Origin of the sequence: Hydrogenophaga pseudoflava NBRC 102511 (assembly GCF_001592285.1) — a bacterium.
Classification (GTDB): domain Bacteria; phylum Pseudomonadota; class Gammaproteobacteria; order Burkholderiales; family Burkholderiaceae_C; genus Hydrogenophaga; species Hydrogenophaga pseudoflava.
Genome location: NZ_BCWQ01000010.1, coordinates 24,011 through 41,883 on the forward strand (window position 1 = coordinate 24,011; position 17,873 = coordinate 41,883).

At 69.8% G+C, this 17,873-nt stretch carries 17 protein-coding genes; 7 read left to right on the forward strand and 10 right to left on the reverse strand.

Annotated features, from left to right (window positions below; genetic code table 11):
* Positions 1–14 precede the first annotated feature (14 nt).
* A complete protein-coding gene (gene argS, locus HPS01S_RS13140) occupies positions 15–1,688 on the reverse strand; it encodes an arginine--tRNA ligase (protein ID WP_066156728.1) in 1,674 nt (557 codons plus the stop codon).
* Positions 1,689–1,803: 115 nt separating this feature from the next.
* Between argS and HPS01S_RS13145 the strand changes: the two genes are divergently transcribed.
* Positions 1,804–2,175 (forward strand): PsiF family protein, encoded by a 372-nt coding sequence (locus HPS01S_RS13145; protein ID WP_066156734.1) that lies wholly within the window; start codon positions 1,804–1,806, stop codon positions 2,173–2,175.
* A gap of 119 nt (positions 2,176–2,294) precedes the next feature.
* Here HPS01S_RS13145 and HPS01S_RS13150 read toward each other — a convergent pair whose 3' ends face one another.
* Genes HPS01S_RS13150 through eat form a run of 4 tightly spaced genes read right to left on the reverse strand, consistent with a single transcriptional unit; the run spans position 2,295 to position 6,904 of the window.
* On the reverse strand, positions 2,295–3,206 hold the full coding sequence (locus tag HPS01S_RS13150) for an HTH-type transcriptional regulator ArgP (RefSeq protein WP_066156736.1): 912 nt from the start codon (positions 3,204–3,206) through the stop codon (positions 2,295–2,297).
* A 43-nt stretch (positions 3,207–3,249) separates the two neighbouring features.
* Positions 3,250–4,077 carry an ethanolamine ammonia-lyase subunit EutC gene (eutC, locus tag HPS01S_RS13155; protein WP_066156739.1) on the reverse strand — a complete coding sequence of 276 codons (828 nt, stop codon included), beginning with the start codon at positions 4,075–4,077 and terminating at the stop codon, positions 3,250–3,252.
* Complete coding sequence (locus HPS01S_RS13160; RefSeq protein WP_066156742.1) at positions 4,074–5,468, reverse strand: ethanolamine ammonia-lyase subunit EutB; 1,395 nt, start codon at positions 5,466–5,468, stop codon at positions 4,074–4,076. The genes eutC and HPS01S_RS13160 overlap by 4 nt, the downstream gene beginning before the upstream one ends.
* Before the next feature lie 41 nt (positions 5,469–5,509).
* Positions 5,510–6,904, reverse strand: coding sequence for an ethanolamine permease (eat, locus tag HPS01S_RS13165; protein ID WP_066156745.1), 1,395 nt, complete (start codon positions 6,902–6,904; stop codon positions 5,510–5,512).
* A 240-nt stretch (positions 6,905–7,144) separates the two neighbouring features.
* Between eat and HPS01S_RS13170 the strand changes: the two genes are divergently transcribed.
* From HPS01S_RS13170 to HPS01S_RS13185, 4 genes are all read left to right on the forward strand, one after another.
* Positions 7,145–8,158 carry a helix-turn-helix domain-containing protein gene (locus HPS01S_RS13170; RefSeq protein WP_066156747.1) on the forward strand — a complete coding sequence of 338 codons (1,014 nt, stop codon included), beginning with the start codon at positions 7,145–7,147 and terminating at the stop codon, positions 8,156–8,158.
* 116 nt (positions 8,159–8,274) lie between these two features.
* Entirely contained in the window at positions 8,275–8,916 is a 642-nt protein-coding gene (locus HPS01S_RS13175) for a LysE/ArgO family amino acid transporter (RefSeq protein ID WP_066156749.1), read from the forward strand.
* 151 nt (positions 8,917–9,067) lie between these two features.
* Complete coding sequence (locus HPS01S_RS13180) at positions 9,068–10,735, forward strand: flavin monoamine oxidase family protein (RefSeq protein ID WP_066156752.1); 1,668 nt, start codon at positions 9,068–9,070, stop codon at positions 10,733–10,735.
* A 4-nt stretch (positions 10,736–10,739) separates the two neighbouring features.
* Complete coding sequence (locus HPS01S_RS13185; protein WP_218016599.1) at positions 10,740–11,546, forward strand: carbon-nitrogen hydrolase family protein; 807 nt, start codon at positions 10,740–10,742, stop codon at positions 11,544–11,546.
* Here the strand turns inward: HPS01S_RS13185 and HPS01S_RS13190 are convergent.
* From HPS01S_RS13190 to HPS01S_RS13210, 5 genes are all read right to left on the reverse strand, one after another.
* Positions 11,537–12,328, reverse strand: a complete 792-nt coding sequence (locus HPS01S_RS13190) for a S1 family peptidase (RefSeq protein WP_164868454.1) — start codon at positions 12,326–12,328, stop codon at positions 11,537–11,539. The two genes, HPS01S_RS13185 and HPS01S_RS13190, sit on opposite strands and share 10 nt — an antisense overlap.
* A gap of 4 nt (positions 12,329–12,332) precedes the next feature.
* The gene (locus HPS01S_RS13195; protein ID WP_066156759.1) at positions 12,333–13,331 is read right to left on the reverse strand and encodes a LysR family transcriptional regulator; all 999 of its coding nucleotides are present in this window, start codon (positions 13,329–13,331) and stop codon (positions 12,333–12,335) included.
* A gap of 83 nt (positions 13,332–13,414) precedes the next feature.
* Complete coding sequence (locus tag HPS01S_RS13200) at positions 13,415–13,801, reverse strand: DUF4189 domain-containing protein (protein WP_066156762.1); 387 nt, start codon at positions 13,799–13,801, stop codon at positions 13,415–13,417.
* 111 nt (positions 13,802–13,912) lie between these two features.
* On the reverse strand, positions 13,913–14,830 hold the full coding sequence (locus HPS01S_RS13205) for a hydroxymethylglutaryl-CoA lyase (protein WP_066156770.1): 918 nt from the start codon (positions 14,828–14,830) through the stop codon (positions 13,913–13,915).
* Between the two features lie 7 nt (positions 14,831–14,837).
* A complete protein-coding gene (locus HPS01S_RS13210) occupies positions 14,838–16,058 on the reverse strand; it encodes a CaiB/BaiF CoA transferase family protein (RefSeq protein ID WP_066156772.1) in 1,221 nt (406 codons plus the stop codon).
* Between the two features lie 122 nt (positions 16,059–16,180).
* Between HPS01S_RS13210 and HPS01S_RS13215 the strand changes: the two genes are divergently transcribed.
* Positions 16,181–17,098 (forward strand): LysR family transcriptional regulator, encoded by a 918-nt coding sequence (locus HPS01S_RS13215; RefSeq protein ID WP_066156774.1) that lies wholly within the window; start codon positions 16,181–16,183, stop codon positions 17,096–17,098.
* Between the two features lie 76 nt (positions 17,099–17,174).
* A complete protein-coding gene (locus HPS01S_RS13220; protein ID WP_066156777.1) occupies positions 17,175–17,873 on the forward strand; it encodes a haloacid dehalogenase type II in 699 nt (232 codons plus the stop codon).

Here is a 17,873-nt window from a genome sequence, read left to right on the forward strand (position 1 = left end):
GGGAGGTGGGAGGTTCACATCTTCTGCGGGGCGCTCACGCCCAGCACGGCCAGGCCATTGTGCAACACCTGTGCCGTTGCCCGGACCAGCGCCAGACGGGCGCGTTTGACCGCTTCGTCGTCCACCAGGATGCGCTCGGCGTCGTAGTAGCTGTGGTAGGCCGCGGCCAGCTCGCGCAGGTAGAAGGTCACGTCGTGCGGCGCAAAGCCCTCGGCCGCTGCGGTCAGCATGGCCGGGTACTTGGCCAGCAGCAGCATCAGCGACTGCGCGGCCGGCGTGTGCAGGGGCGACAGGTCGGCGCCGGCGAGCGAGTCCACGTCACCGCCCCAGGCCGCCAGCACCGAGCAGATGCGCGCGTGGGCGTACTGCACGTAGTAGACCGGGTTGTCGTTGTTCTTCTGCACCGCCAGATCGACGTCGAAGGTGTATTCGGTGTCGGGTTTGCGACTGAGCAGGAAGAAGCGCACCGCATCCTTGCTGGTCCACTCGATCAGGTCGCGCAGCGTCACATAGCTGCCGGCACGCTTGCTGATCTTGACCTCTTCGCCGTTGCGCACCACGCGCACCATGGTGTGCAGCACGTAGTCGGGGTAGCCCTGGGGGATGCCCACGCCCGCGGCCTGCAGGCCGGCGCGCACGCGGGCGATGGTGCCGTGGTGGTCGGTGCCCTGGATGTTGATGACCTTGGTGAAGCCGCGCTCCCACTTGGCGATGTGATACGCCACGTCGGGCACGAAGTAGGTGTAGGACCCGTCGCCCTTGCGCATGACGCGGTCCTTGTCGTCGCCGTAGTCGGTGGACTTGAGCCACAGCGCGCCATCCTGCTCGTAGGTCTTGCCCGCCTCGCGCAGCTTCTGCACCGCCGCGTCCACACGGCCACTGGTGTAGAGGCTGGACTCCAAGTAGTAGTTGTCGAACTTCACCGCGAAGGCCTTGAGGTCCAGGTCCTGCTCGTGGCGCAGGTAGGCCACGGCGAACAGGCGGATGTCGTCCAGCGCCTCGGGGTCGCCGCTGGCGGTGAATTCGCGGTCGTCGGAATGCACCGTCTTCTTGGCCAGGTAGTCGTTGGCGATGTCCTGGATGTAGTCGCCGTTGTAGGCGGCCTCGGGCCATTCGGCATCACCGGGCTTGAAGCCCTTGATGCGCAGCTGCGTGCTGGTGGCCAGCGTCCCGATCTGCACGCCCGCGTCGTTGTAATAGAACTCGCGGTACACGTCCCAGCCCTGGGTTTCATACAGGCTGCAGATCGCGTCGCCCAGCGCGGCCTGACGGCCGTGGCCCACGTGCAGCGGGCCGGTGGGGTTGGCCGAGACGAACTCCACCATCAGGCGCTGGCCGTTGGACGGCTGGACGCCGAAGGCCTCGCCGGCCTGCAGCACCTCGGTCACGATGGCCTGCTTGGCCGCGGGCTTGAGCCGCAGGTTCAGGAAGCCGGGCCCGGCGATCTCGATGTCGGCCACCCACTGCTGGTAGACGGGCAGCGCCATCAGCGCGGCCTTGAGCTGCTCGCCCAGCTGGCGCGGGTTGGCTTTCAGCGGTTTGGCCAGCTGCATGGCGGCCGTGACGGCGTAGTCGCCATGGGCGGCGACCTTGGGCGATTCGAAGGCGGCCTTGTCGCCGGCACCGGGCGAGAGCTGGTCCAGCGCCTGCGCGAGGCCGGCCAGCAGTTCCTGTTTGATCTTGAGCATAGGGACGGGATTTTAGGTTCGGGAAAGCCCTGCCCCCGGCTGTCAGACAGCCTTAAGACAAACGCGGGTATCGTTTCCGGGCCCGTTTCGGGCGCTTCACCCCACAAGGCACCACATGAAACAACTGCTGACCCTGCTCGCCCTGACCGGAACCCTCTCCCTGGCCCTCGCCCAGACGGCGGCTCCTGCGGCCGCACCCGCCGCCGCTGCGGCACCCGCTCCCGCCGCGGCACCGGCGGCAGCCCCTGCGGCCGACAAGAAGCCGACCGCCCAGCAGAACCGCATGAAGACCTGCAATGCCGACCCGAAAGCCAAGACGCTCAAGGGCGACGAGCGCAAGGCCTTCATGAGCAAGTGCCTGAGCGGCGAGGAAGAGGCCGGCAACAGCCAGCAGAACAAGATGAAGACCTGCAACGAGGAGGCCGGCAAGAAGGCGCTCAAGGGCGATGTGCGCAAGAAGTTCATGAGCGAGTGCCTCAAGGGATGACCCCCCTGCGCCGCTGACGCGGCTTCCCCCCTGCTGCGCGGGGGGACCACACCTGCGGCCGTGCGAAGCCCGTTCCGCGGTGTGCCTGGACAAGGCATTTCGCGCCGGGAACGCTTGTCTTATGAGCTTGATTGCTGCGGCAGCGCAGCATGCGCAGCCGCTTTGACCGCCTGCGTCAGCCGCTGCGCCGACAGCGGCTCGCGCGCCCAGTGCTGCCAGTACAGGGTCACGTCCACCGTGGCGCCGGGCAGCACTTCCTGCAGGCCCGGCCGCCCGGGCAGGTTCTGTTCGGGCACCATGCCCCAGCCCAGCCCCAGTTCGATCGCCCGCTCGAAGGCGTCCACCGCCGGCGCGTAGTGGCGCGGGTAGCTGGGCTGCCTCAGGCCGAAGTGCTGCAGCAGGAAGGCGTCCTGCAGCGCGTCCTTGCGATTGAAGATCACCGCCGGCTGGGCCAGCAACCGGTGGGGCGACACCGCCCCGCGCGGTGTGCGGCAGCGCTGCACCACCTCGGGCGCCGCCACACAGCGGTAGCGCATCACGCCCAGCGGCTCGGCCACGCAGCCGCGCATGGGTTCGGCCAGGGTGGTGACGCAGCCGATCACGTCGCCGCTGCGCAGCAGGTCGTGGGTGTGGTCCTGGTCGTCGATCATCACGTCCAGCAGCAGCCGGTGTTTCTGCAGCACCGGCGCCACGCCGGGCAGGAACCAGCTGGCCACGGAGTCGGCGTTGGTCGCCACGCTCAGGCTCTGCCAGGCCGCACCGGCCCGCGACTCGGCCCCGCCCTGGAGCCCCGCCAAAAGGTCGGCCTCCATCATCTGCAGCTGCTTCACATGGGCCAGCAGGGCCTGGCCAGCGGCCGTGGCGCGCACCGCCTTGCCGCGCACCAGCAGGCGCTGACCCAGGTGTTCTTCGAGCGACTTGATGCGCAGCGACACCGCCGCCAGCGTGAGGTTCAGGGCCTGGGCAGCCGGGCCGAAGCCGCGGTGCTCGACCACGGCGGCCAGGGCTTCGAGTTGGCGGGCGTCCAGCATGTCTGATTGAAACTTGAGCGAACCAGAAACGGTTCAGCCCAGTTTAACCAGACAGCCCTTGCGTGGAAGTGGCCGCCACCATGGGCAGGCCGCTGTGGTCCTTGAGGCCGACGCCGGTCAGGCCCAGGCGCAGGCCTTCGTGCACCAGCCAGGCCAGGCGCCGCGCGGCGGTCACCGGGTCCTGGCCGGCCGGGCGCACGTTGGAGATGCAGTTGCGTTCGGCGTCGGTGCGGCCGACGCGCGGCGCGTGCGTGAGGTAGATGCCCACGCTGTCGGGCGAACTCAGCCCGGGGCGCTCGCCCACCACCATGGCCACCATGCGGGCGCCCAGCAGCTCGCCCACCTCGTCGGCCACCGCCACCCGGGCCTGGCCCACCAGCACCGGCGGGCTCTGCACGAAGGCGCCGCCCAGCGCCTCGCGGATGGCGCCGAACAGGGCCACGGTGTGGCGCTGGATGCCCAGGGCCGACAGGCCGTCGCCCACCACCAGGGCCAGGTCGGGCGCGGGGTTGTCGGCGCGCCAGGCCTGCAGGGCATCCACGCTGGCCTCGTCCAGACGGCGCCCCAGGTCGGGGCGCAGCAGGTACTCGTGGCGGTCGTGCGCGTGGCTGCGCAGCCGCAGCGGCGCGGGCCAGCCGTCGGCCTGCAGCTGCCCGGCCAGCAGGTCCATGTCCAGCGGCAGGTGGATGGCGTCGCGCGCCTGCGCGTGCGCCAGGGTGAAGTCCAGCACCTCGCGCGTGGGCAGGCTGGCGCCGGCACGCCCGAGGGCGATGCGCGCGGGCGTGAAACGTCTGAGGTGGGCCCAGGGGTCGGCGCTGACCTCGATGGTGTGGCGCGGTTCGTCCGGCACAGGCGAGAGGTCCTTCGTCATGCGGGCTCCGGCAGGGTCCACAGGCGCTGCGTGAGCGCGCCTTGGGCAGCAGCGGGCAGCAGGCGGCCGTCGGCACCGGTCACGCCCACGCGCTGCAGCCAGGCCTCGAACTCGGGTGCGCGCTTCAAGCCCAGCAGGTCGCGCAGCACCAGCGCATCGTGAAACGAGGTGCTCTGGTAGTTGAGCATCACGTCGTCGGCGCCGGGCACGCCGATCAGGAAGTTCAGCCCCGCGCTGGCCAGCAGGACCATGAGGTTGTCCATGTCGTCCTGGTCGGCCTCGGCGTGGTTGGTGTAGCAGATGTCGCAGCCCATGGGCAGGCCCAGCAGCTTGCCGCAGAAGTGGTCTTCCAGGCCGGCGCGGATGATCTGCTTGCCGTCGTACAGGTACTCCGGCCCGATGAAGCCGACCACGGTGTTGACCAGCATGGGCCGGTAGCGCCGCGCCACTGCGTAGGCGCGCGCCTCGCAGGTCTGCTGGTCCACGCCGTGGTGGGCGTTGGCCGAGAGCGCGCTGCCCTGCCCGGTCTCGAAATACATCACGTTGTCGCCCACCGTGCCGCGCTTGAGTTCGAGTGCGGCGGCGTGCGCCTCGTCCAGCAGCGACAGCGTGATGCCGAAGGAGCGGTTGGCCGCCTCGGTGCCGGCGATGGACTGGAACACCAGGTCCACCGGCGCGCCGAGCTGCATGGCCTGCAGGGTGTTGGTGACGTGGGTGAGCACGCAGCTTTGCGTGGGCACGGCGCCGCGCTCGATCACCTCGGCCAGCACGTGGTTCAGGCGCACCAGGTCGGGCACGCTGTCGGACACCGGGTTGACGCCGATCACCGCGTCGCCCGCACCGTGCAGCAGGCCATCGATCAGGCTGGCGACGATGCCGGCCGGATCGTCGGTGGGGTGGTTGGGCTGCAGCCGCACGCTCAGGTGGCCGCGCAGGCCCACCGTGTTGCGAAAGCGCGTGACCACCTCGCGCTTCTTCGCCACCAGCATCAGGTCCTGGTTGCGCATGAGTTTGCTGACGGCGGCCACCATCTCGGGCGTGAGCCCGGCCGAGAGCCGCTCCAGCACCGCGGGCGTGGCCGCATCACTCAGCAGCCAGTCGCGCAAGCCGCCCACCGTCAGCCCGCTGACCGGCGCGAAGGCCGCGCGATCGTGGCCGTCGATGATCAGCCGCGTGACCTCGTCGCTTTCGTAGGGGATGAGCGCCTCGTCCAGGAAGCGCTGCAGCGGCACCTCGGCCAGCACCCAGCGCGCGGCCACCCGCTCCTGTTCGGTGGTGGCGGCCAGGCCCGCCAGGGCGTCGCCCGAGCGCAGCGGCGTGGCCTTGACCATCACCTCGCGCAGGCTGCCGAAGCGATGTGTGTGGTGTCCCAGCGTCGCGCTCAAGTTCACGTCAGCGGCTCCTCGGTGGGGGTCGGATCAAACGGTGGATTTCATTCTGCCGCAGCGGCCAGCATCGCGTCGTGCGGCGCGGCGTCGCGCTGCGCCGAGGTCAGGCGGAAGTAGAGGTAGCAGACCGCCATGAAGCCCAGGAAGATCAGCGACAGCAACTGGTTGAAGTACACCACCGCGGCCAGGCAGACCAGGCCACAGACGATGGCGATGGCCGGGAACAGCGGGTACAGCGGCGCACGGAAGGGGCGGTCCAGCTTCGGCTCGGTGGCGCGCAGCTTGAACAGCGAGGCCATGGACATGATGTACATCACCAGCGCGCCCAGCACCGCCATGGTGACGATGTTGGCCGTCAGCGGCAGGCCGCCGATGGTGACCCACTGGTCGCTGAACACGGCCGCGATGCCCACGATGCCACCGCCGACCAGCGCATTGACCGGGGTGCGGAAGCGCGGGTGGACCTTGGCGAACCAGGCCGGCAGGTAACCGGCGCGGGCCAGCGCGAACATCTGGCGCGAGTAGCCCAGCACGATGCCGTGGAACGAGGCGACCAGGCCGAACAGGCCGATCCACACCAGCATGTGCAGCCAGCCGCTGGACTCGCCCACCACCATCTTCATGGCCTGGGGCAGCGGGTCGTTGATGTTGGACAGCTTGGACCAGTCGCCCACGCCGCCGGCCATGACCATGACCAGGAAGGCCAGCGCCACCAGCGTCAGGATGCCGGTGATGTAGGCGATGGGGATGGTGCGCTTGGGGTCCTTGGCCTCTTCGGCGGCCATGGCCGCACCCTCGATGGCCAGGAAGAACCAGATCGCGAACGGGATGGAGGCGAAGATGCCGGCCCAGGTGCCCATGCTGAAGTCGGGCGAGCCGGCCCAGCCGTTGGCGGTGAAGTGGGCCAGCGACCAACCCGGCGCGACCACGCCCGCGAACACCAGCAGCTCGATCACCGCCAGGATGGTGACGAACAGCTCGAACGCCGCCGCGATGCCCACGCCCACTGCGTTGAGGCCGATGAAGATCACGTAGGCGCCGACCGCCGCCCACTTCGGGTCCAGCGCCGGGTACTGCACGTTCAGGTACGCGCCGATGGCCAGCGAGATCGCCGGCGGCGCGAACACGAACTCCACCAGGGTGGCGAAGCCGGCGATGAAGCCGCCGGTGGGTCCGAAGGCCCGGCGCGCGTAGGCGAAGGGGCCACCCGCGTGCGGGATGGAGGTGGACAGCTCGGTGAAGCTGAAGATGAAGGTGGTGTACATCAGCGCCACGAACAGCGTGGCCAGCAGGAAGCCCAGGGTGCCGGCGCTGGCCCAGCCGTAGCTCCAGCCAAAGTACTCACCGAAAATGACCAGACCGACGGCGATGCCCCAGAGGGAAAAGGTGCCCAGCACGGGCTTGAGCTCCCGGCTGACCTGAGTGGATGCGGTGGACATGGGACGTTCTCTTGTGTGTGGATGAAAGGCCCGAACGGCTCGGGCGGCCTGGCGCGCAGTGTGGTTCGCCCGTCCCGTTCGCCCTATCCCGGATCGGAAACACGCCCCGCCGTGGCGCACTTTTTCCGAAACGGGATAGCCCGGGCGGTCCCACCCCCGGGTTTTCCCGCCGTGCGCGCGTGGCACGGAACTTGATACTCCCGCTGCACCCCGGCGCCGCGCGCGCCGAAGGAGCCCGCCATGCCCGCTGCCTGCCCCACCCCGCCGACCGCCTTCCGCGTCAAACGAACGCGCGAGGTGGACGTGCACGCCCGCAACCTCGACGCCTGGGACCAGGACTACGTGCAGACCTCGCCCGGCGTGTTCCAGGGCCAGGTGCGCGAGCTGTTCGACGGCCCGCTGCAGGCTTTCGAAGAGGTGGCCAACTGCGCCACCAGCCAGCACTGCCGGCCCTGGCGCGGCGGTGTCTGGCTGGGCCTGTCGGTGCCCGAGCGCCCCGAAGGCCTGCGCTTCATGGGGCGGCCGGTGGGCGGACACGAACTGATGATTTCCGACGGCAGCGAAGCCTTCGACCTGCAGGTGCCGGCCGGCCACGGGCTCTACGGCCTGGTGTTCGACCCGGCCGAGCTGCAGGCCCATGTGCGCACCCGCGACCAGGCCGACGCGGCCCCGGTGCGCGGGCCCGGTGTGCGGGTGCAGACCCTCACGCCCACCCAGCGCTTCCGCCTGGTCGGGCTGATGCGCGAGGTGCTGCGCGGCCTGGAGGCCGCCCCCGGCGTGCTGCACCACGAGGCCAGCCGCCGCAGCCTGCGCGAGGCGCTGTTCTCGGTGCTGGGCGACACGCTCATGCCGAACGGCCAGGCCGACGCGGTCACGCCGCGCCAGCAGCGCCGGCAGGACGTGGTGCGCCGCGTGCGCGAACTGGTGACCGAACAGCCGCAGGAGTACCTGGGCGTGGAACGCCTGTGCGAGGCGCTGCACATCACCCGCCGCACACTGCAGAACTGCTTCCAGGACAGCCTGGGCATCAGCCCCGCCAGCTACCTTCGCCTGGTGCGGCTGAACGCGGTGCGGCGCGAGCTGCGCGACGCGGACGCCGACCAGACCATCGGCGACGTGGCGGCGCGCTGGGGCTTCTGGCACATGGGCCATTTCAGCCACGACTACAAGGCGCTGTTCGGAGAGACGCCGTCGTGTACACGTGAGCCCCCACGCTCCGCCGCTGCGCGGGTCGCTGCCCCCCGAGGGGGCTGATCCGGCTTGGGGCGGCCCGGCGCCGGATCGCCGCTCCAATCAAGCAGTATTTAACCAACTCGATTTCGAGTTGAAATGATTTAACAAAGCGGCGCACGGCGGCAGACTCCTGCCCCATGACCCTCGCATTCCCCACCTTCACCGCCGGCATGGTGCTCAGCATGTCGCTCATCATGGCCATCGGCCCGCAGAACGCGCACGTGCTGCGCATGGGCCTGCAGCGCCAGCACCTCTGGCTCACCGTCGCCGTCTGCGCGCTGGCCGACATCGTGCTCATCTCGCTCGGTGTGTTCGGCCTGGCCCAGCTCGGTGGCCTCTCCGACAAGCTGCTGGGCGCGCTCATCGGCGCCGGCGTGCTGTTCCTGGGCGTGTATGGCTGGCAGGCGTTCCAGCGCTTCCTCAAGCCGCAGGCGGCCGCCCCGCTGGCCACCGCCCAGGCAACGAGCCAGCAGGCGCCCGCCCCGATCAGCCAGCGCCAGGCCATCCTGTCGGCACTGGCCTTCTCCTGGCTCAACCCGCACGCCTGGCTGGACACCGCCGTGCTGATCGGCACCGCCTCGCTGGCCTATGGCCCGGGCAGCAAGGCCTTCGGCCTGGGCGCCGCCACCGGCTCGGTGGTGTGGTTCCTGGTGCTGGGCGCCGCGGCGTTCTGGCTCGGCCGCCGGCTGAACTCGCTGCACATCTGGCGCGTGCTGGACGGTGTGGTCGCGCTGATGATGTGGGGCACCGCCGCCTGGCTGGTCGCCGGGCTGTTTTGACCCACCCCCGCGCCGCGCTGCGCGCGTTACCCCCTCAAGGGGGCAACACCAGCGGCCCGGCAAAGCCGGTTCCGCGTTGTTCTGGCACCAGCCATCTCTTTCGTTGTGAATCTGATCAAAACAGCAATGACTGCAACCCAAGGTTGAGCCCATGACCACCCTTCGCTCCGCTTCCGCCCCGATCACCATCTTCGGCCCGGACTTTCCATTCGCCTACGACGACTGGCTGACCCACCCGCAGGGCCTGGCCACGCTGCCGGCCAGCGCGCGCGGCACCGAGGTCGCCATCGTCGGCGCCGGCATGGCCGGCATGACCGCGGCCTACGAGCTGATGAAGCTCGGCCTCAAGCCCGTCATCTACGAGGCCTCGCGCATGGGCGGGCGCCTGCGCTCGCAGCCCTTCGAGGGCGGCCAGGGCGTGGTGGCCGAGCTGGGCGGCATGCGCTTCCCGGCCTCGTCCACCGCGTTCTTCCACTACGTGAAGCTGCTGGGGCTGGAGACCAAGCCCTTCCCCAACCCGCTCACGCCCGCAGCCGGCAGCACAGTGGTCGACCTGGAAGGCCAGACCCACTACGCCCGCACACTGGCCGACCTGCCGCCGCTGTTCCGCGAGGTGGCCGACGCCTGGGCCGCGGCGCTGGACGAGCTGGGCTTCGGCGACCTGCAGCAGGCGCTGCGCCAGCGCGACGTGCCCAGGCTCAAGGCGCTGTGGGACGCGCTGGTGCCGCTGTGGGACGACCGCACCTTCTACGACTTCGTGGCGCAGTCGAAGGCGTTTTCGAAGCTGTCGTTCCGCCACCGCGAGGTGTTCGGCCAGGTGGGCTTCGGCACCGGTGGCTGGGACTCGGACTTTCCCAACACCATGCTGGAAATCCTGCGCGTGGTGCTGACCGGCTGCGACGAGGACCAGCACCTGATCGTGGGCGGGGTGCAGCAGGTGCCACTGGGGCTGTGGCAACACGCGCCCGAACAGATCACCCACTGGCCGGCCGGCACCTCGCTCGCCCGCCTGCACGGCGGCGCCACGCGGCCGGGCGTCACCGCCATCCGGCGTGCCCCCTCGGGACAACTGGCCGTCACCGACAGCTGGGGCACCGAACGCGAGTACCCCGCCGTGCTGGTGACCTGCCAGAGCTGGCTGCTGACCACGCAGATCGCGGTCGAAGAGTCGCTGTTCTCGCAGAAGCTGTGGATGGCGCTGGACCGCACGCGCTACATGCAGTCGAGCAAGACCTTCGTGATGGTGGACCGCCCGTTCTGGAAGGACGTTCAGCCTGCCACCGGTCGCGACACGATGAGCATGACGCTGACCGACCGGCTCACGCGCGGCACCTACCTGTTCGACAACGGGCCGGACAAACCCGCGGTGATGTGCCTGAGCTACGCGTGGATGAGCGACGCGCTCAAGATGCTGCCGCACCCGCCCGCCAAACGTGTGCAGCTGGCGCTGGACGCGCTGCGCAAGATCTACCCCACGGTGGACATCGCCGGCCACATCGTCGGCGACCCGATCACGATCTCGTGGGAGGCGGACCCCTACTTCCTGGGCGCCTTCAAGGGCGCCCTGCCCGGTCACTACCGCTACAACCAGCGCATGTACGGCCACTTCATGCAGGACAGCCTGCCGGCGGCCGAGCGTGGCATCTTCCTGGCCGGCGACGACATCTCGTTCACGCCCGCCTGGGTCGAAGGCGCGGTGCAGACCTCGCTGAACGCGGTCTGGGGCATCGTCCACCAACTGGGCGGGCAGTGTCCCGCCGACAACCCCGGGCCGGGTGAGCTGTTTCCCACACTGGGTCCTGTGGCCTTGCCAGAATGACGGCGTGAACGACCTGCACATCGCCCTCTGGCAGACCCCGCACCCGGCCAGCACCGCCGAGGCGCTGCAGCGGCTGGGCACGGCCTGCGCGCAGGCGCGCGCGCAAGGCGCCGAGCTGCTCATCACGCCGGAGATGTTCATGACCGGCTATGCCATCGGCGCCGAACGCGTCGCGTCGCTGGCCGAACCGGCCGATGGGCCGCTGGCGCAGGCGGTGAGCGCCATCGCGCAGCGCCACGGCATGGGCGTCGTGTACGGCTACCCGGAACAGAACACAGAAGGCCGACCCTTCAACGCTGCGCAGGCCATCGCGCCCGACGGCGCGCGGCTCATGAACTACCGCAAGACCCACCTGTTCGGCGACCTCGACCGCGCGCAGTTCAGCCCGGGCGGTGCGGCGTCGCAGGCCTTCGAGTGGCGCGGCTGGCGCATGGGCCTGCTGATCTGCTACGACGTGGAGTTCCCGGAAACCGTGCGCCTGCTGGCACTCCAGGGTGCCGACGCGGTGCTGGTGCCGACGGCCAACATGGTGCCGTTCGACGAGGTGCAGCGCGTCCTGCTGCCCGCGCGGGCGCTGGAGAACCGCCTGTTCCTGGCCTACGCCAACGCCTGTGGCCGGGAAGGCGGGCTGCACTACAACGGCCTGAGCCAGGTGAACGCGCCGGACGGGAGCGCTCTGGCTCGGACCGGCGCAGGAGAAACCCTGCTGAGGGCCGCCCTGCAAACCTCGGCGCGGACCGCCACTCCCGCGGCGCAGCTGCAGGACCGGCGCAGCGACCTCTGCGGGCCGCTGGCGCAATCTCAGAGGTAGGCCGCTTCGGGCGCCTGGGCGCGGATGAAGTTGATCACCGACGGCCCCTGGGCGTTGGTGAACAGCGAACCGTCGCCCTTGCCGCAGTCGACCACCGTGCCCGAGGACGTGATGCCGATCAGCGCCGGCTGACCACCCACCGTGCGGTAGGCCGGACCACCCGAATCGCCGCTGCAGGTGTTGCTCAGCTCACCCGAGTAGGTGTAGCCGATGCTGGTTTCGTTGACCGTGGTCAGCGTGGCAAAGCCGACCGCCAGGTCGAAGCCGGGCGCGCCCCAGCCGGCCACGTAGATCGGCTGACCGGGCGAGGACGGCTGGCTCACCAGCAACGGCATGGTCGGGTTGGGCAGCGCCTGCTGCAGCACGATCACCGCCGCGTCGTTGAGCAGCGCGTTGGTGCTGCGCTGGTACTGCGGGTGCACGGCCCAGCGGCTGGCGGGCACGCCGACCACGGTGCCGTCCCCACGCCAGAGCCCCGCCAGCACGCGCCGGGTGCCACCCGGCAGGCAGTGCGCCGCCGTGAGGATCTTGGTGGGGGTGATCAGCGTGCCGGAACACACCGCCGTGCCCGAGCTGGTGGCCACGTTGAGCAGGATGACCGACGAGCGCTCCGGAGTCCCGCAGTTGGCGCCGTTGAGCACCTTGGGTTGCAGGCCCATGCTGCCGCACATGGACTCCGCGCTGGGCAGCGAGGCGTCGTCGCCGCCCCCGCAAGCCGCCAACAACACCGCCGCAGCGGCGGCTGCCACCGTGGCCATCACTCCCTTGCCGATCCTGTTCATGGATTCACCCTGTTGGTTGAGAAATGGGGAAGGGCCGACCCGCCGGCCCCGTCGCAGCCGCCAATGTACCGCCGGCCCAGAAGTCGGCCTGCGCATAGTGGTGCTTGAGGAAGTCGATCCACAGCCGCACCCGCAGCGCCAGGTGCTTGCGCTGGGGGAACAGCGCGTAGATGCCGTTGGGCGGCGCGGCGTACCCGTCCAGCACGGTTTCGAGCCGGCCTGCCGCGATGTCGGCCTCCACCTCCCAGGTGCTGCGCCAGGCAATGCCGTAACCGGCCAGGCACCACTCGCGCAGCACCTGCCCGTCCGAACAGTCCAGCGGCCCACCGGGGCGCAGGTGCACGATCTCGGCCTCGGCCCCTTCGGAAGCGCCTTCGCCGGGCGGCATGCGAAAGGCCCAGCCCCGGGTCTGGGACGCGTCGGACGACAGGGTCAGGCAGTCGAAGCGTGCCAGGTCGGCCGGGTGGGCGGGGCGGCCGTGCCGCCGCAGGTAGTCGGGCGTGGCCACGCACATGCGGCGGTTGTCCGCCAGCCGCACGCTCACCAGGGACGAGTCCGGCAGGTCGCCGACCCGCACCGCGCAGTCGTAGCCCTCGCCCGCGAGGTCGACCACCCGGTCGCTGAGATTGAGCGAGATCGTGACCTCGGGGTGCAGTTCGCGAAAACGCGGCACCAGCGGCGCCACGTGGCGGCGCCCGAAACCGGCAGGGGCCGTGATGCGCAGGTGGCCGCTGGCCTTGACGCCGCCCGCGCTGACGCTGGCCTCGGCGTTGGCCAGGTCGGTCAGCAGGCGCTGGCAGTCCTCGATGAAGGCGCTGCCCTCGTGGGTCAGCGTGATGCGGCGCGTGGTGCGCACCATGAGCTTGACGCCGAGGCGGGACTCCAGCGCATCCAGCCGCCGGCCGATGATGGCCGGCGCCACGCCCTCGGCCTTCGCGGCGGCCGTCAGGCTGCCGCGCGTGGCCACCGAGACGAAGGTTTCGAGCTGCTTGAGCTTGTCCATGGGCCCGCAGATTACCCCATCAAAAGGAGGCAATCAACGGGACTTCTGGACAGATTTTTTACCTGGGTGTTACGCCGGAGCGATCAGTTGCACTGGGCAGGCAGGTTGGGAATCTCGGTGCAAGCCTGTCCGCCCTTGGCCGCACAGGAATTGTTCGCCGTGGTCTGCGCATCGAAGGCCGAGCCCCCGGCGCCCACACCCCAGACCCAGGCACCGGATGCCGTCTGTCCCTGGGCAATGGCACCGCACTCCTCGAACTGCAATACCACCTGGCAATCGCCGGCATCGCACTCGTCGCGCGCTGCGTCGTTGGCGATCGACTGGGTCAAGGCTTCGGAAGCAATGCCCACCCGGTTGGTCGACGCACTGACAGCGATGGAGCCGTAGCCATTGCTGTCGCCGCCCCCCCCGCAAGCCGCCAGCGTCACGGCGGCGATCAGGGCCGCACCCCAGGTCCACAACTTCTTCATGGGTTTCCTCCTCAGGAATGGATAAGCATGGACGCCCGATGCGCCCATCGCGAGCAGTCTAAGACAGCTCGCGCTCCACGTCTTGATCCAGATCGCCACTTTGCGCACGAATCAGAGGGGCCACCCCTTGGGCAACCCGGCCTCGGGCGTCATGCCGTACACCGGCTCGCCGGGCAGACCGGTCTGGAGCGGTTCGCGCGCGGCGATGAGCTGGCCGATGTCCACGCCCGTGGACACGCCCATGGCCTCGAACATGAACACCAGGTCTTCGGTCACCACGTTGCCGCTGGCGCCCGGCGCATAGGGGCAGCCGCCCAGACCGCCGAGCGAGCTGTCGAAGGCGCGCACGCCCACGTCGTACGCCGCCAGGCAGTTGGCCAGACCCAGGCCGCGCGTGTTGTGCATGTGGGCTGCGCCGGCCTTGTCGCCCAGTTCGGCGCGCAGCCGGGTGAACAGGCGCCTGACTTGTGCAGGATTCGCCATGCCGGTGGTGTCGGACAGGCCCACCTCGTCCACGCCCGCGTCCACGCAGGCCACGGCCAGAGCGATCACCTCGTCTTCGGGCACCGCACCCTGCAGGGTGCAGCCGAACGCCGTGGACAGCCCCACCTCCACCGGCACCTGCGGCGCGAGCTCGCGCCGCAGCGCCACCACCTCGCGCAGCTCCGCCACCATCTGCTCGCGCGTCTTGCGCACATTGGCCAGCGAATGCGCCTCGCTGGCCGAGACCGGCAGCGTGAGCTTGTGCACCCCGGCGGCCAGTGCGGCCTCGGCGCCGCGGCGGTTGGGCACCAGGGCCATCACCGTCAGACCCGGCAAGGTGACGGCGTGGCGCACCACCTCGGCCACGTCGGCCATCTGCGGCAGCAGCCTGGCGGGCACGAAAGAACCCACTTCGATTTCGCGCAGGCCGGCCGCGGCCAGCGCGTCGATCCAGCGGCACTTGTCCGCCGTCGGCATGGTGGCCTTGACGGACTGCAGGCCATCGCGCGGCCCCACCTCGCTGATGTGAACGTCGGGTGTGCTCATGCCGGCCTCACGCGACCACTGCCTGCTGGCGCAGGCGTTCGATGTCGGACGCCGCGTAGCCCAGGCCGTGCAGCAGCTCGGTGGTGTGCGCGCCCATGCGCGGTGGGTCCAGCCGCACGCCGGGGCGCTGGCCGTCCAGCGTGAACGGGAACAGCGTGGTCTTGACGGTCTGGCCGGCGCGCTCGCCGTCGGGCAGGGTGATGTCGGCCAGGCCACCGGTGGCCAGCAGGTGCTCGTCGGCATACAGCTCTTCGGGCTTGCGGATCGGGGCGAAGGGCAGGCCCACCTTCTCGAACAGGGCCGCCAGATCGGCCGCGCGCCAGGTGGCCAGGCGCTCGCGCAGGACGGGCAGCAGCTGCGAACGCAGCTTCACGCGGGCGTTGTTGTCGGGGTACCGCGGGTCGGCCTTGAGGTCGGCAAAGCCCAGCGCATCGCAGAAGGTCACCCACTGCGCGTCGCTGACAGCCGCCAGGAAGATCTGCTCGCCGTCTTTCACGGTGAACACGTCGTACACCGCCCAGGCCGAGATGCGTTCGGGCATGGGCGCCGCCGGCTTGCCGGTGATGGCGTACTGCAGCATGTGCTGGCCGACCAGGAACACGTTGTTCTCGAACAGCGCGCTCTGCACCTCCTGTCCTTTGCCGGTGATGCCGCGCTGGATCAGCGCGCCCAGCGCCCCGATGGCGCCGAACATGCCGCCCATGATGTCGTTCACGCTGGTGCCCGCGCGCAGCGGGTCGCCGGGCCGGCCGGTCATGTAGGCCAGGCCGCCCATCATCTGCACCACTTCGTCCAGCGCGGTACGGTGGTCGTAGGGGCCGGGCAGAAAGCCCTTGAGGCTGATGTAGATGCAGCGCGGGTTGACCTGCGAGAGGGCCGCGTAGTCCAGCCCGTACTTGACCATGGTGCCGGGCTTGAAGTTCTCGGCCACCACGTCGGCGCTGGCGGCCAGGCGGCGCGCCACCTCGGCGCCCTCGGCCTGGCGCAGGTCGATGGCGATGCTCTTCTTGTTGCGGTTGAAGAGCGGGAAGAAGCCCGCGCCCGAGCCCAGCAGGTGGCGCGTGCGGTCGCCGTCGATGGGTTCGACCTTGATGGTCTCGGCCCCCATGTCGGCCAGCACCATGCCGCAGGTGGGGCCCATGACCATGTGGGTGAATTCAACGACGCGCAGGCCGGTCAGTGGCAGCGGGCGGGTGGGGGCAGCGGCGTCCCCGGCGGTCTGGTTCATGCAAGTCTCCGTTCTGGGCGCCTGGGTGTCGGGCCCGGTGATTGGCAGTTTAGGCTTTACCAAAACAGTGCAAAGAGGTATTTTTTCGCCTTTGGTTTTCCATTCTGGAAATTCTTGACCCCATGCGCGACCTGGATCTCACCAATTTGCGGCTGTTCGTGGCCGTCTGCGACCACCGCAACATCGTCCGCGCCGCCGCCGAAGCCCACCTGACGGCCAGCGCGGTCAGCAAGCGCCTGGCCCAGCTGGAGGCGCAGATCGGCACGTCGCTGCTGACCCGGCGCCGCCACGGGGTCGAGCCCACGCCCGCCGGCGAGAGCCTGCGCGAACACGCGCGCGAACTGCTGCTGGGTGCCCAGCGCATCGAACGCGACATGGCGGCCTTCGCGGCCGGCGTGCGCGGCCAGGTGCGCCTGCTGGCCACCGCGTCGGTGATGGCGGCGCCACTGCCGGGCGATGTGGCCGGCTTCCTGGCCCAGCCGGGCCACGAAGGCATTCAGGTGGAACTGGCGTCGCGGTCGGGCGCGCAGGTGGTGCAGGGCATCCGCGACGGCGTGGCCTCGCTGGGCATCTGCTGGCACAGCCCGCACGGCACCGACCTGCGCGGCCTGTCGCACACCCCCTACCGCAGCGACCGGCTGGGGTTGGTGGTGCCTCGGGGGCATGCGCTGGCCGGGCTGGCGCGGGTGCGGCTGGCGCAGGCGCTGGACAACCCCTTCGTCGGCCTGCCGGTGGACAGCGCGGTGCAGGCGCTGATGCTGCGCGCCGCGGCCGAGCTGGGCCACACGCTGCGCTACCGCATGATCGTGACCGACTTCGATGCCGCGCTGCGCGTGGTGGCCACGCGGCTGGCGGTCAGCGTGATGCCGGTGGCGGTGGCCCTGCCCCGGGCCGAGGGCCTGGGGCTGACCGTGGTGCCGCTGGACGAGGACTGGGCCGAACGCCGCTTCGCGATCTGCTACCGGGACGAAGCCGACCTGGGCCCGGCCGCCCGCCTGCTGCGGGACCACCTGGTGCGACAGGCCGCCGTCGCCAGCTGATTACATTCTTTTTTGTCACAGATAAATCAAAATTCAGGTGATTAATAAGGAGACAAGTCTCGAATAAAGTGGCGGGATGGAAAAACCCCGCGCGGTTCTGTTCGACGCCTACGGCACGCTGTTCGACGTGTACAGCGTGGGCCTGCTCGCCCAGCAGCTGTTCCCGGGCCAGGGCGCCCGGCTGGCCACCGTGTGGCGCGACAAGCAGATCGAATACACCCGGTTGGTGACCACCAGCGAGCACGGCGCGCACTACCGCCCGTTCTGGGAACTGACCCAGGCCGCACTGGCCTACGCCATCAAGCTGATCGAACCGGCCGCCCGCAGCGACTGGGCGGCCTACGAGGCCAAGGCCACGCAGCTGATGAACCAATACCGTCACCTGAGCGCCTTCCCGGAGAACCGCGAGGTGCTGCAGGCCCTCAAAAGCCGCGGCATCGTCACCGGCATCCTGAGCAACGGCGAACCGCAGATGCTGGGCATCGCCGTGCGCAGCGCCGGGCTGGAAGGCCTGCTGGACCACGTGATCAGCGTGGACGGCGTGCGCAAGTACAAGACCCACCCCGACGCGTATGCGCAGGGCGAGAAGGTGACCGGCCTGACGCGCCAGCAGATCGTGTTCGTCAGCAGCAACGCCTGGGACGCGCTGGGCGCGACCTGGTTCGGCTACCGCACGCTGTGGGTGAACCGCCAGAACCAGCCCTTCGAGGAACTGGGCACCCCGCCCACGCGCACGGCCACGAACCTGCGCGAGGTCCTCGCCTTCTTCGACTGA